General features: G+C 61.3%; 10 protein-coding genes. 8 read left to right on the top strand and 2 right to left on the bottom strand.

Going from position 1 to position 13382, the window contains the following annotated elements; all coding sequences use genetic code 11:
- Positions 1–211: 211 nt before the first annotated feature.
- Positions 212–1039 carry a M23 family metallopeptidase gene (locus AB5Y80_RS16265; RefSeq protein WP_039039573.1) on the top strand — a complete coding sequence of 276 codons (828 nt, stop codon included), beginning with the start codon at positions 212–214 and terminating at the stop codon, positions 1037–1039.
- Between the two features lie 79 nt (positions 1040–1118).
- Here the strand turns inward: AB5Y80_RS16265 and AB5Y80_RS16260 are convergent, their stop codons facing one another.
- A complete protein-coding gene (locus AB5Y80_RS16260; protein WP_048207137.1) occupies positions 1119–2453 on the bottom strand; it encodes an MATE family efflux transporter in 1335 nt (444 codons plus the stop codon).
- Between the two features lie 153 nt (positions 2454–2606).
- On the opposite strand from AB5Y80_RS16260, the gene mscM reads away from it, so the two are divergent.
- The 7 genes from mscM (at position 2607) to frdD (ending at position 12534) form a co-directional block, all read left to right on the top strand.
- The gene (gene mscM / locus AB5Y80_RS16255; protein ID WP_045525588.1) at positions 2607–5882 is read left to right on the top strand and encodes a miniconductance mechanosensitive channel MscM; all 3276 of its coding nucleotides are present in this window, start codon (positions 2607–2609) and stop codon (positions 5880–5882) included.
- Positions 5883–5911: 29 nt separating this feature from the next.
- Positions 5912–6589: a glycerophosphodiester phosphodiesterase gene (locus AB5Y80_RS16250; protein WP_053288722.1), complete on the top strand. Its 678-nt coding sequence runs from the start codon at positions 5912–5914 to the stop codon at positions 6587–6589.
- A 156-nt stretch (positions 6590–6745) separates the two neighbouring features.
- Positions 6746–8623 (top strand): methyl-accepting chemotaxis protein, encoded by a 1878-nt coding sequence (locus AB5Y80_RS16245; RefSeq protein ID WP_010673807.1) that lies wholly within the window; start codon positions 6746–6748, stop codon positions 8621–8623.
- 515 nt (positions 8624–9138) lie between these two features.
- A complete protein-coding gene (gene frdA / locus AB5Y80_RS16240) occupies positions 9139–10923 on the top strand; it encodes a fumarate reductase (quinol) flavoprotein subunit (protein WP_048207132.1) in 1785 nt (594 codons plus the stop codon).
- Entirely contained in the window at positions 10916–11650 is a 735-nt protein-coding gene (locus AB5Y80_RS16235; protein ID WP_005298338.1) for a succinate dehydrogenase/fumarate reductase iron-sulfur subunit, read from the top strand. The genes frdA and AB5Y80_RS16235 overlap by 8 nt, the downstream gene beginning before the upstream one ends.
- Positions 11651–11666: 16 nt before the next feature.
- The gene (locus AB5Y80_RS16230) at positions 11667–12065 is read left to right on the top strand and encodes a hypothetical protein (protein ID WP_010673804.1); all 399 of its coding nucleotides are present in this window, start codon (positions 11667–11669) and stop codon (positions 12063–12065) included.
- A gap of 112 nt (positions 12066–12177) precedes the next feature.
- A complete protein-coding gene (gene frdD, locus AB5Y80_RS16225) occupies positions 12178–12534 on the top strand; it encodes a fumarate reductase subunit FrdD (protein ID WP_010673803.1) in 357 nt (118 codons plus the stop codon).
- Positions 12535–12643: 109 nt separating this feature from the next.
- Here the strand turns inward: frdD and AB5Y80_RS16220 are convergent, their stop codons facing one another.
- Positions 12644–13342 carry a hydrolase gene (locus tag AB5Y80_RS16220; protein ID WP_368173192.1) on the bottom strand — a complete coding sequence of 233 codons (699 nt, stop codon included), beginning with the start codon at positions 13340–13342 and terminating at the stop codon, positions 12644–12646.
- Between the last annotated feature and the right edge of the window lie 40 nt (positions 13343–13382).

Here is a 13382-nt window from a genome sequence, read left to right as displayed (position 1 = left end):
GGTACCCCTGCCAGAGCTTCACAGCCTTGTCGCGGTAGGTGTCATTCAAAGACACCTTTAGTGACACTATAGTAAATAGCATGAAATTCTCATTTCCGCCCTCTACAAGGCAACCTCTGATGCACCCCATGGTCACGGTTGACGGACAGCACCGCCAGAATGTGGCATTATCTCCCCCCTCTTGCTTTCCCCCTGATCCGATGGAGCCATCATGCGCCGCCTCTTCTTTCTTCTCCTGCTGCTCGGCAGCCCTGCGCTTCACGCCGAACCGGGGTTTATCAGCCGCCTGCTCAACCACCCGGTGCCGGGGGGCGTGGCCGTGGTACCACTGGGAAGCGGGGCCAAGGCGCCCGCAGTGCGCTATCAGGACAAACCTGTGCTGGTGGTACAGGAAGACGGGAAGACGTGGATCGCCATCGTCGGCATCCCGCTCAAGAGCGCGCCCGGCCCCCATCAGGTGACCACCAGCGATGGCCGCACCTTGAGTTTCACGGTCGGCACCAAGCACTACCGTGAGCAGCACATCAAGCTCAAGAACAGCCGCCAGGTCAATCCGCTGGCCGAAGACATGACCCGCATCAACCGGGAGCTTGCCGAACAGACCCGCGCCTACCAGACCTTCAGCCCGGCTCAGCCGAGCAACCTGCTGTTTGACAAGCCGGTCCAGGGCCCGCTCTCCAGTCCCTTCGGGCTGCGCCGCTTCTTCAACGGCGAGGAGCGCAACCCCCACTCCGGCCTCGACTTCGCGGTCGGAGCCGGCACTCCCATCAAGGCACCAGCCGCTGGCAAGGTCATCCTCATCGGCAACTACTTCTTCAACGGCAATACGGTGTTCGTCGACCACGGCCAGGGCCTCATCAGCATGTTCTGTCACATGTCGAAGGTGGACGTAAAGCTGGGCCAGAGCCTGCCCCGCGGCGGCATCGTCGGCCGGGTCGGCGCCACCGGCCGCGCCACCGGTCCCCACATGCACTGGAACGTCAGCCTCAACGACGCCCGCGTCGACCCCGCCATCTTTATCGGTGCCTTCAAGCCCTGAGGCCGGCGACCTGCCGCCCACAGGCAGGGAATGAAAAAGGCAGCCGAGGCTGCCTTTTTCATGGACGCATGACCACATCTCAGGCAGCGCTGTGCTGGCGCCCCTCCCTGCTCATCGCCCGCCACATCACCAGGACCAGCAGAGTGCTGCAAGTGGGCAGCGCCAGCCAGACACCGGCCACTCCCCACAGGGAGGAGAAGCCCCACAGGAAACCGCCGATCAGCACCAGCTTGCCGCCGGTGAGCAGGGAAGCGATGCGGGCCCGGTTGATGGCCTGGAAATAGGTGGCCCCCACCAGCAGCAAGCCTTCCATGGGCAGCCCCCAGAAGTAGAGCCAGATACCGAGGGTCGCCACCGGCAACAGGGCAGCATTGTCCCCTGCAAACAGATAAACCACTGCCTCTGGCCACAGATACAGCGGGATCATCCCGCACAGTGCCACCGCCATGGTCACTCCCAATGCCAGGTTGCGCACCCGCAGCACCCGTGCCCAGTTGCCCGCCCCGGCATTGAAGCTGGCGATGGGCTGGATGCCCATGGCGATCCCCTCGAAGATGAGATAAAAGAAGGCCTCGCTGTAGCTGATGACCCCATAGGCGGCCACGTGCAGCGAAGTGCCCACCGAGAGCAGCGCCTTGTTGTGCAGCGCCAGCACCACCGAGAGGTAGAGGTACATCAGAAAACTCGACACCCCGAGTCGCAATGTCTCCCCCATCAGCCGCCAGTCGGGCACCAGGGTATCCCAGCGAATGCGCAACTGGCTGCGGGGGGTAAAAAAGTGCCACAGACACAGGCCTCCGGTGACCGCCTGGGAGAGCATGGTCGCGATGGCGGCCCCCGCCAGCCCCCAGGGGATCACCGCCATCAGCAGGTAGTCGAGCAGCACGTTGAGTACGCCGCCCCCCACCAGGATCCAGGTGGTGAGGCCGGGTCGCCCGTCGTTGCGCAGCAGGGCGGTAAAGGCCATGGAGAGCACCGCGAACACCCCGAGCCAGGCGTACCACTGCAGATAGGCGAAGCCTGCGTCGAAGATGACCCCCTGCGCGCCCATCCAGACAAGCATGGCCTCGCCGTAACGAATGCCAATGAAGGCGAGCAGCGCGGAGGCGATGAGCACCATCACCAGGGCATTGCCGACGATGTGGCGCGCCCTGGCCTGCTCCCCCTTGCCCAGATAGAAGGAGGCCAGCGACGAGGATCCCATGCCAATAAGAGCCCCCACCGCATAGAGCACGGCGCAGATGGGGTACGCCAGCATCATGCCGGCCAGCCCGTCCTGGCCCAGGATATGGCCGACGAAGATGCCGTCAATGGTGACATAGATGCCGGTGACCAGCATGGCGGCCACCGTGGGGGTGACGTAACGCAAGAAGAGGCGGGAAAGGGGGGCCGTGCCCAGATCGACGGAGGACATAAATTGCTCAATGAAGGGGAACGGCCAGAATAATAGCCAAACAAGACCCAGATCACCCGTTATTTGTGCCGTGGATCATTCATCTTGAGGGCTTTACCCGCCCCGGCCCCTGCTTTAGGCTAGGGCGACTTCTCCTGAACGGAAACGTGCGCCATGTTGCAACGCCTGCTCTGTCTGATGCTCTGTCTCAGCCTGTTCCCCTTCTCCGCTGTCCAGGCCGATGATGCCATCACTCAGGTAGAGGAGCTGCTGCAAAGCATCCCCAAGACGGATACCCCGGAAAATCAGCAACTGCGGGAGAGCTACCAGCAGGCGCTGCAATATGCCCGGGATGCCCAGCGCTACCGGGAACAGGGCAAGGCCTACCAGCAGATCCTCATCGACTACCCCAAGGAGTCCGCCCGTCTCAAGGAGGGGCTGCACAACTATCAGCCCCAGTCCCGCCCGTCCCTCTCCTCCCTCAAGGAGGATGCCCTGCGCCAGGCCATCAGCCTGAGCAGCAACCGCCAGCTCAACCTGCGCAAGGAGCGTCAGGCGGTGACCGACAGCCTCAACCAGCTGGAGAGCACGGGCCAGGAGTATCACCTGCGGGTCGACGAGTTGCGCAAGCAGTTGCTCCAGACCCGCTCCCTGCTCGATCGCCTGAGCTTCAGCAACGAGTCGGACAGGTTGCAGGAGGCCCAGCAACTGGCCACCCGACTCAAGGAGCAGAGCCTCTCCGACCGGATCCAGATGCTGGAGCTGGAGCAGCTCTCCGCCCAGCAGCGCAACGATCTGGGCAAGCTCAAGCTGCAGGAGCTCAACCTCGCCATCACCGACGAGGATGAGTGGCAGACCAGTCTGCTTGCCCAGCAGAACCAGCTGCGCCGGGACAAGACCGAGCAGGCCCTGGCCGAGAGCGAACGCCTGCGCCGCCAGCTCACCTCTGACCTACCCCTCTTGCAGGAGCAACAGCAGCAAAACCAGGCCCTCTCCCTGCAACTGGGGGCCCTCGAGGACCAGATTGAACGGGTGCAGGACGAGCAACGGGGGGTGGACACCTCCCTCTCCGGGCTCAACGAGCTGGTCAATTCGGTGCGCGAACAGCTGGAGTGGTTGCAGATAAGCAACGCCTACGGCGAGAACCTGCGCAGCAAGCTGGCCGATCTGCCCGCCTACTTCCCGCTGGAGCGGCTGGAGTCCGCCATCGTCAAGGCGCGCATGGCCAAATACCAGTACGAGACCGAGCAGGATGCCCTGAAGGATCCGGTGCAACTGCGCAACAGCCTGCTCAGTGGAGACGGCATCACCCTGGACAGGGCCCAGCGCGCCGTGCTGGACAACCTGCTCAAGGCGAGACGGCAACTGCTGACCCGGCTCAACGATGCCTCCGATACCCTCATTCAGGAGCAGACCCGCCTCAAGCTGCTCTACAGCCGCCAGAACAGCAAGATCGACGAGATCCGCGAACTCAGCGCCAGCCATCTGTTCTGGATGCCGGACGTGCGCCCCCTGAGCCCGGCGGTGCTGCTCGGCGTCCCGGCCGCCCTCGGCCTTGCCTTCAATCCGGCCAACTGGCTGCAACTGCCCAGGGCCATCGCCGAGAACAACCCCCTGAGCCTGACCCTGGCTGGCCTCGGGCTGCTGGGGCTGGCCTGGTGCTGGCTGAAACTGGCCCGCCACCTCATTCAATACAGCCAGTACATTGCCCCGCGCATCGGCAAGGTAACCCAGGACAAGTTCAGCCTCACCAGCCGGTTGCTGGTGCGCTCCGTGCTCGCCGCCCTGCCGCTGCCCGCCATGGTGCTCATGGTGCACGGCCTGCTGGACGGCGCCTGGCAATATCCCTTCGCGGTGGCGGTGGCCCGGGGCCTGGGTGAAATCTGGTTCCTGCTGCTGGCCCTGCTGGTGGCGCGCCACCTCACCCTGGAGAAGGGGATCCTCATCCTCCACTTCCGCTGGCAGAAGGAGCGGGTGCAGCGAGTGTGGGGACAGTTTCGTACCCTGCTGCTGGTGCTGATCCCGAGCTTCTTCGTACAGGGCATGGCGAGCAGCTATCAGGAACACGCCTTCTACGACTCCCTGGGACGCCTCGCCTTCATCATCGGGGCCCTCTGGCTGCTGCTCTTCTTTGCCCGCCTCAACCGGGAAAAACTGCCCCTCACCTGGGGTCAGGCAGACATGACCAAGCCCCATCTGCTGCACCACTTCATCTGGAACAGCCTGATGCTGGCCCCGCTGCTGGCGGTGCTGGGCGCCCTGTTCGGCTACTTCTACACCTCCCGCACCCTGCTGCGCCAGCTGGAGCTGAGCCTGCTGGCGGGGCTCGGCTGCCTGCTCGTCTACTATCTGGCCCACCGCTGGATGCTGATCCAGCGCCGCCGACTCGCCTTCGATCGCGCCAAGCAGAAGCGGGCCGAGATCCTGGCGCAGCGGGAGCGGGAAGAGGACGATCTCAGCTCCGAGATCCCCGATGTGGTGGAGGAGCCCGAGCTGGATCTGGATACCATCAGCGCCCAGTCCCTCGGCCTGGTGCGCACCCTGCTGATGCTGGGCTTCACCATGCTGGTGGTGGTGCAATGGTCGGATCTCAACTCGGCATTCAGCTTCCTCAGCAGCATCGAGGTGTGGCAGGTGAGCAGCAAGGTGGCCGGCATCGAGCAGCTCTCCGCCATCACCCTGCAGGATCTGATGCTGACCGTCTTCGCCTTCATCCTGACGGTGGTCACCGCCCGCAACCTGCCAGGGTTGATGGAGCTCACCCTGCTCCAGCACCTGAGCCTCTCCCCCGGCACCGGCTTCGCCCTCACCACGGTGAGCAAGTACCTGGTGCTGCTGATTGGCGCCCTCACCGGCTTCTCCATGCTCGGCATCGACTGGTCCAAAACCCAGTGGCTGGTGGCAGCACTCTCCGTGGGGCTGGGCTTCGGCTTGCAGGAGATCTTCGCCAACTTCGTCTCCGGTCTCATCATCCTGTTCGAAAAACCGATCCGCCTGGGTGACACCGTCACCATCCGGGATCTCACCGGCACCGTCACCAAGATCAAGACCCGCGCCACCACCATAGTGGACTGGGACAGGAAGGAGATCATCGTCCCCAACAAGGCCTTCATCACCGAGCAGTTCATCAACTGGTCCCTGTCCGATGCCATCACCCGGGTCCGCTTGCGCATTCGGATCGGCCTGACCCAGAATCCCAAGCAGGTACAGCAACTGCTGGAGCAGAGCGTGCGCGAATCCACCCTGGTGCTGGATACGCCCGCCCCGGAGGTGTTCCTCATCGAGTTCACCGACTCGGCCCTCATCTACGAGATCCGGCTCTACGTCAACAACATGGATCACCGGATGCCCATTACGCACGAGGTACATTCCCTGATCCTGGAGAAACTCGGCCAGGTCGGCATGCATCTGCCACATCAGCAGATCGACATCCGGATGAGCCGGGGATGAAGCCCCCAAAGACGACAACAGGAGCCATCATGCAGATCATTGCCCATCGCGGTGCCAGCGGCCTGGCTCCGGAGAATACCCTCAAGGCGATGAGCCTGGCGCTGGATCTGGGTGCCAAAGCCATCGAGCTGGACGTGCAGTGGGCCGACGGAGAGCTCTGGGTCTTCCACGACCGGCGGCTGGAGCGCTGCACCAACGGCCAGGGTGTACTGACCGGGCAATCCCGGGAGTACCTGGCGAGCCTGGATGCGGGGGACGGGGAGCGGATCCCGACCCTGTGGCAGGTGATGGCACTGGTGGCGGGGCGCTGCGAACTGCACATCGAGCTAAAGGGCGCCCACACCGCCGAGCCGGTGGCCGCCCTGACCAGGCGGGCCGAGGCCGAGCTTGGCTTTACCCAGGCGCACTGGATCGTTTCCTCCTTTCATCATCCCGAGCTGTTACGCTTCAAGGGACTGCGACCGGAAATCAGGATCGGCGCCCTCACGGCCAGCCTGCCCCTCGACGGCGCCGCCTTTGCCGAGACGCTGGGGGCCTGGTCACTGAACTGCGACGTGGATTTCGTCGACGAGACCCTGGTGGCGGATGCCCATCGCCGGGGGCTCAAGATCCTGGTCTATACAGTCGACGAAGTGAGTGATGGGATCGCCCTCGCCAGCATGGGTGTCGATGGCATCTTCACCAACCGGCCAGATCGATTCAGCTGAGTATCGGCGCGGCCTGGCAGGCCACAAGGAGGTGAAAAGAATTGAAAAAATGCGGTGCACCGGGATACATAAAGTCCATAGCCAGCCGATACAGAGTTGGCTCATAACAATAACAAACACCATGGATCTCTGACTGACGCTCACAAGGATGTAAACATGAACCTATCCATCAAGAACAAGCTGGTCCTCTCCATCGGGGCCATCATTCTGGTCATCACCGGCCTGCAGGTCTGGTACAACACCTCCCAGTTGCGCAGTGAAACCCAGCGGCTGATCTGGAGCTTCATCGACGACAGCTCGGTCGCCAACGTCAAGGGGATCTCCCGCTGGCTCGACGCCCGCATCAATCTCGTCACCGCCACCAAGGAAGCCTTCGCCAAGGAAGACGAGCCCCTCAGCCACCTGGCCCAGTCCATGAATGCGGGCAACTTCGATCTCGTCTACGTGGGCACCAAGGATGGCCGGATGATCCAGAGCAAGCCGACCGATCTGCCGGCCGGCTATGATCCGCGCCAGCGCCCCTGGTACAAGGACGCCATGGCCGCCGGCAAGCTCGCCATCACGGCCCCCTATGCCGACATCACCACCGGCCAGCTCATCATCACCATCGCCGAGCCCTTCAGTCGCGGCAACACCGACGGCGTCATCGCCGGTGACGTCTCCATCGACGGCCTGGTGAAAGACGTGCTCGCCATGAACTCGGAAGGCACCTATGCCATTCTGGTGGACAGCAACGGCACCATCATCGCCCACCCGGACAAGGATCTGACCCTCAAACCCGCCACCGCCATCTCCCCGGAACTGACGGCAGCCAAGGTCAACGAGCTGGCCCATGATAACACCATCTCCGAGATGGATATCAGCGGCAAGGCGAGCGTATTCGACCTCACCGAGATCCCCAACACCAACTGGTATTTCGGCATCGTGGTGGACGAAGCGGTCGCCTACCAGTCCGTCTCCCGCATGGTCACCTCCGCCCTCATTCAGGGATTGCTGACCATCCTCATCGTGGCGGGCTTCTCCTATGTCGCCATCAACGGCTCCCTGGCGCCGCTAAAAACTCTGGGCGAGGCAATTGCCGATCTCTCCCGCGGCAACGGCGATCTCACCCGTCGCATCAAGATCGAGCGTGAAGACGAGGTCGGTACCGTCGCCAAGCACGTCAACACCTTCATCGAGCGCATCCACGTCATGGTGCAGGACATCTCCAACTCCTCCACCCAGCTCAACCAGCAGGCCAGGTCTTCCCACGACATGGCGGAGAAATCCAACCAGGGGCTGGCCCGCCAGCAAAACGAGATCTCCCAGATTGCGACCGCAGTACACGAGATGTCCGCCACCGCCGTCGAAGTGGCCAGCAACGCCGAGCAGACCGCGGAAGCGGCCCGCAGCTCCTCCAGCAGTTGCGAGCACGGCAAGCAGGTGATTGCCCGCAACCAGCGCTCCATCACGGATCTCGCCACCCAGGTCAAGCAGGCCTCCGGCATCATTCAGGAACTGGAGAAGAACGCCCAGGAAATCAACACCATCCTCTCCACCATCCAGGGCATCGCCGAGCAGACCAACCTGCTGGCGCTCAACGCCGCCATCGAGGCCGCCCGGGCTGGCGAGCAGGGACGCGGCTTTGCCGTGGTGGCCGACGAGGTGCGGGTGCTTTCCCAGCGCACCCACAGCTCCACCGTCGAGATCCGCAGCATGATCGAGACCCTGCAGCGCAACACCCAGGGCGCCGTCAGTACCATGCACGAGGGTCAGTTGCTGGCCCAGAACAGCGTGGAAGATGCCAACGATGCGACCCAGGCGCTGGAGCAGATCACCACCTCCATCAACCAGATCTCCGACATGGCGACCCAGATCTCCAGCGCCGCCGAGGAACAGCGTGCCGTCACCGACGAGGTGAGCCGCAACATCCAGGCGGTCAAGGATGTCTCGGACGAGCTGGCAGTGGATGCGGACAGCTCCCGCAATCTGTCGGCCCAGCTTAAAAATATTTCAGGTGAATTGAATAATCAGGTCGGCATGTTCCGCATCTGATCGACCATGGGAAGAAAGGGGCCGTTCAGGCCCCTTTTTTTATAAACCCTTTTTGTTTCAACGGTTATAATCCCCTTTCGAGACCCTAAACCCTGTGATCGACATCTCCTTTTACCCATGTGTGGGAGACGGGCCCAGTCTGTCATGGCTATATTCGCATTACTTTTTTGATGCCTAATCTCGATATGTCATCGTGATAATAGTTATCATTAAACTGTTTTGATAAAAAACTTAAAAACTTTATGGGCAATACCCAAAAAGAGAGGCATTTCTCATTTTTTTGAAAGAAAACTACGTATAATCTTGGAGTTAAAATCACCAGAGTAGCGAGTACGGCTGATCCAGATCACTGATGGATGGCGATAATGACGGCATTTTCATCCAAGGAATGGGGTGGTTTTAATAAAAATCACCGTTGCCAAGCACTAAAACAAAGCAGTTTGACTTGCATCAAGCCTGAATTTTTTTCATAGAGCAAAATCGTGCCCAGCAAATCTATCCCTAAGGAGGCAGATGTGGATATTATCAAGACCGATGTTGCCATCATCGGTGCCGGTGGCGGTGGCCTGCGTGCCGCAATCGCCATTGCAGAAGCCCACCCGGAGCTGGAAATCGCCCTGATTTCCAAGGTCTATCCGATGCGCAGCCACACAGTGGCCGCCGAAGGTGGCGCCGCAGGCGTCGTCCGCGATGACGACTCCCTGGAAAACCACTTCAACGACACCGTCTCCGGTGGTGACTGGTTGTGTGAGCAGGACGTAGTCGAGTACTTCGTCAACAACGCCACCAACGAGATGATCCAGCTGGAGCACTGGGGTTGCCCCTGGAGCCGCAAACCGGACGGCAAGGCCAACGTGCGCCGTTTCGGCGGGATGAAGATCCCCCGCACCTGGTTCGCCGCCGACAAGTCCGGCTTCCACATCCTGCACACCCTGTTCCAGACCTCCATCAAGTACCCGACCATCAAGCGCTTCGACGAGCACTTCTGTCTGGATCTCATCGTGGAAGATGGCCGCGTCCAGGGTGTCGTCACCTTTGACATCCAGAACGGCATCACCCGCTTCATCCAGGCCAAGTCCGTGGTGCTGGCCACCGGCGGCGCAGGTCGTGTCTATCGCTACAACACCAACGGTGGCATCGTCACCGGGGACGGCATGGCCCTGGCCTACCGCCACGGCGTACCGCTGCGGGACATGGAGTTCGTCCAGTATCACCCGACCGGTCTGCCGGGCACCGGCATCCTGATGACCGAAGGTTGTCGTGGTGAGGGTGGCATCCTGCTCAACAAGGATGGCTATCGCTACCTGCAAGATTACGGTCTGGGCCCGGAAACCCCGGTCGGCCAGCCGAAGAACAAGCACATGGAGCTGGGTCCGCGCGACCGTCTCTCCCAGGCCTTCTGGCAGGAGCAGCAAAAAGGCCGCGTGATCCAGGGCCCCATGGGCGACGTGGTTCACCTCGACCTGCGCCACCTTGGCGAGAAGTATCTGAAAGAGCGTCTGCCCTTCATCTGCGAACTGGCCAAGGCCTATGTGGGTGTGGATCCGGTAAAAGAGCCGATTCCGGTACGTCCGACCGCCCACTACACCATGGGTGGCATAGAAACCGACGGCAAGTGCGCCACTCGTCTGGCCGGTCTCTATGCCGCTGGCGAATGTGCCTCCGTCGGTCTGCACGGCGCCAACCGTCTGGGTTCCAACTCCCTGTCCGAGATCGTGGTCTTCGGCAAGGTGGCCGGTGAGCAGGCAGCCGAGTATGCCGCCACCCAGCAACACGGCAACACCCAGGCACTGGTCGCCAAGGCCGAGGCGCTCATCAAGCAGCACCTCTCCCTGCTGGACATCGACGGCACCGAAAACCCGGCGGATATCCGCAACGAACTGGGCATGTCCATGGAAGCCGGTGTCGGTATCTACCGTACCGAAGAGCTGATGCAGGGCACCATCGACAAGATCAACGAGCTGAAAGCCCGTTACAAGAAGATCAAGATCAACGACAAGTCCTCGGTCTTCAACACCGACCTGCTGTACGCCATCGAGCTGGGCTACATGCTGGACGTGGCGGAAGCCATGGCGCACTCCGCCATCAACCGCAAAGAGTCCCGCGGTTCCCACCAGCGTCTGGACGGTTACGAGGAGCGCGATGACGTCAACTTCCTCAAGCACACTCTCTCCTTCTACAACGGCGAAGGGGCCCCGACCATCGACTATTCCGATGTGAAGATCACTAAATCCCAACCGGCCAAGCGCGTGTACGGTTCCGAGGGTGAGAAACAAGACGAGGCTAAGAAGAATGGCTGAGATGATCGAAATTGAAATCCTGCGCTACCGTCCCGAGCAGGATAACGAGCCCTGGATGCAGACCTTCCAGGTGCCCTACCTCAAAGAGATGTCCCTGCTGGATGCGCTGCAATACATCAAGGATCATCTGGACTCCACCTTGAGCTTCCGCTGGTCCTGCCGGATGGCGATCTGCGGCTCCTGCGGCATGATGGTCAACGGCATTCCGAAACTCGGTTGCAAGACCTTCCTGCGGGATTACCTGCCGGGCAAGATGACTATCGAACCGCTCAACAACTTCCCCATCGAGCGCGATCTGGTGGTCGACATGTCCGACTTCATCGAGAAGCTGGAGAGCATCAAGCCCTACATCATCCCGTCCGAGCCGCGCAACCTGTGCGATGGCGAGTACACCCAGACCCCGGCTGACATGGCGAAGTATCACCAGTTCTCCATGTGCATCAACTGCGGTCTGTGCTACGCGGCCTGCCCGCAATATGGCATCAACAAGAAGTTCACCGGTCCGGCGGCCCTGGCACTGGCCTATCGCTACAACGCCGACAACCGCGACAGCGCGTCCAAGGAGCGGATGAAGATCATCAGCCAGGACGAGGGCGTCTGGGGCTGTACCTTCGTGGGCTACTGCTCCGAAGTGTGCCCGAAGGGCGTGGATCCGGCCGCCGCCATCCAGCTTGGCAAGGTCGAGAGCGCCAAGGACTACATGATCGCCATGTTCAAGCCGGATTGAGACCAGGAGTGAGACCATGAACAACACTGAGAGCAAACGTAAGCCCTACGTGCGCGAGATGAAGAAAGACTGGTGGCTGAAGAATGCCTTCTACACCGGTTACATGATCCGCGAAGGCACCAGCATCTTCGTCTCCATCTACGCCGTCGTGCTGATGTGGGGTCTGCTGCGCCTGGTACAGGGTCAGGAGGCATTCAACGGCTGGCTGGAATCCCTGCAGAGCCCCATTGCCATTCTGTTCCACGTCATCGCCCTGGCAGCCTGCCTGTTCCACGCCAAGACCTGGTTCGCACTGGCACCGAAAGCCATGCGCATCTTCCGTGGCGAAGACCTGGTGCCGGAGAAGCCGATCGTCATCGCCCAGTATGTGGCGCTGGCGGCGGTATCCCTGCTTGTCCTGATCATCGTGGCCTGAGGAGAAAACCATAAGACGTTCTGACGAACCCGGTTATTGGTGTCTGTTTGGTACCGGGCTCTCACTCAGAAACGTTGGCCACGATCACTCAATCATGATTTGAGGAAAAAATATGAGACGTTCTGACGAGCCAATTTACTGGGGTCTGTTTGGTGCGGGTGGCATGGTGGTTGCCATGCTGCTGCCGGTCATTGTCCTCATCACAGGTCTGCTGGTGCCCATGGGCATCATGGATGTGGAGACCATGAGCTACGAGCGCGTGCTGGCATTCGCCAGCTCCTGGTGGGGTGCCTGCATCCTGCTGGTGATCATCGCCCTGCCCGTCTGGCACGGCATGCACCGCATCTACCACGGCCTGCACGATCTGGGGATCCACACCACCAAGCTGCACCACTATGTGTTCTATGGCTTCGCCTTCCTGGTGTCCGCCATCACCGTCGGCCTGCTGATGGTGCTGGTGCTCCAGTAAGCACATCCTGACTGCATGACAAACCGGGCGCAGTGCCCGGTTTTTTTATGACCATCTTCCGCGGTTCATCTCCACCCGGCAGCTGGCCTGCGCGCTCGTTCAGCATCCTTCACCAGAGCCTCGGTGCCGGCTCACGACCGTTTTCCGCGTAGTAGAGCGACGGCAGAAACTGCGCCAGATAACTGAACTCGCTGTAGCAGTGGCGCATCAGGTTGAAGCCTATCTCGTCCGGCACCTCGTCAAACGGATTGGCGCAGGCTTTGCCCAGCAGGAAGCGGCTGCGCAGCACACAGCCATAAGGGGTATCGCGCGCCAGGTGCAGCATCTCGCCATCCAGCGGCGCACCGTTGTCATCCAGAGCTACCTCGTCGCCAAAGCCGATACGGGCGCAGATGGCGGCAGAGAGAGCCTGCGTCTCCCGCGCCTCCTGTAGCGATTGCGGGGCGAACACCTCTTCGGCACCGTGGAACTTGAGGCGAGCTGCCACCGGCGGCAGCTCGGCAAGCCACTCCACCGCCTCTATGCTGGCTCCCACATAGCGCTCCCCTTTTTTCCAGTGATGATCCCAGCCCCGGTGCTCGACATGGTCGTGGGGGTGCCACCACCTGATGTGCTGGGTCGTCTCGAAGAAGGTGAACCACCAATCCAGCATGCGCCCCTTGCAGCCGTGCAGATCGGTGCGGATGGCGACCGTCAGCAGGCCGTCGGTGCTGCGGGTCAGACCCATTTCCAGGCGCAGCGGCTGCGGCCTGAGCAACTCGTTGATGTCATTGACGCCCCAGGGGGCAAACAACGGGGAAGTATCCATGATGAGACTCCAATAAATTACGAAACGAAATTCGTTTCTT

This window comes from Aeromonas sp. R2-1 (assembly GCF_040908425.1).
Classification (GTDB): domain Bacteria; phylum Pseudomonadota; class Gammaproteobacteria; order Enterobacterales; family Aeromonadaceae; genus Aeromonas; species Aeromonas caviae.
Note: the sequence above shows the minus strand (reverse complement) of the source record. Positions and strands in the feature narration are given on the sequence as shown.

Bases quoted from the DNA above. Each gene is read 5' to 3' on its own strand.
- AB5Y80_RS16265 (WP_039039573.1), top strand. From the start codon at position 212: ATGCGCCGCCTCTTCTTTCTTCTCCTGCTGCTCGGCAGCCCTGCGCTT.
- AB5Y80_RS16235 (WP_005298338.1), top strand. From the start codon at position 10,916: ATGGCTGAGATGATCGAAATTGAAATCCTGCGCTACCGTCCCGAGCAG.
- frdD (WP_010673803.1), top strand. From the start codon at position 12,178: ATGAGACGTTCTGACGAGCCAATTTACTGGGGTCTGTTTGGTGCGGGT.
- AB5Y80_RS16250 (WP_053288722.1), top strand. From the start codon at position 5,912: ATGCAGATCATTGCCCATCGCGGTGCCAGCGGCCTGGCTCCGGAGAAT.
- AB5Y80_RS16245 (WP_010673807.1), top strand. From the start codon at position 6,746: ATGAACCTATCCATCAAGAACAAGCTGGTCCTCTCCATCGGGGCCATC.
- AB5Y80_RS16220 (WP_368173192.1), bottom strand. From the start codon at position 13,342: ATGGATACTTCCCCGTTGTTTGCCCCCTGGGGCGTCAATGACATCAAC.
- AB5Y80_RS16230 (WP_010673804.1), top strand. From the start codon at position 11,667: ATGAACAACACTGAGAGCAAACGTAAGCCCTACGTGCGCGAGATGAAG.
- mscM (WP_045525588.1), top strand. From the start codon at position 2,607: ATGTTGCAACGCCTGCTCTGTCTGATGCTCTGTCTCAGCCTGTTCCCC.
- AB5Y80_RS16260 (WP_048207137.1), bottom strand. From the start codon at position 2,453: ATGTCCTCCGTCGATCTGGGCACGGCCCCCCTTTCCCGCCTCTTCTTG.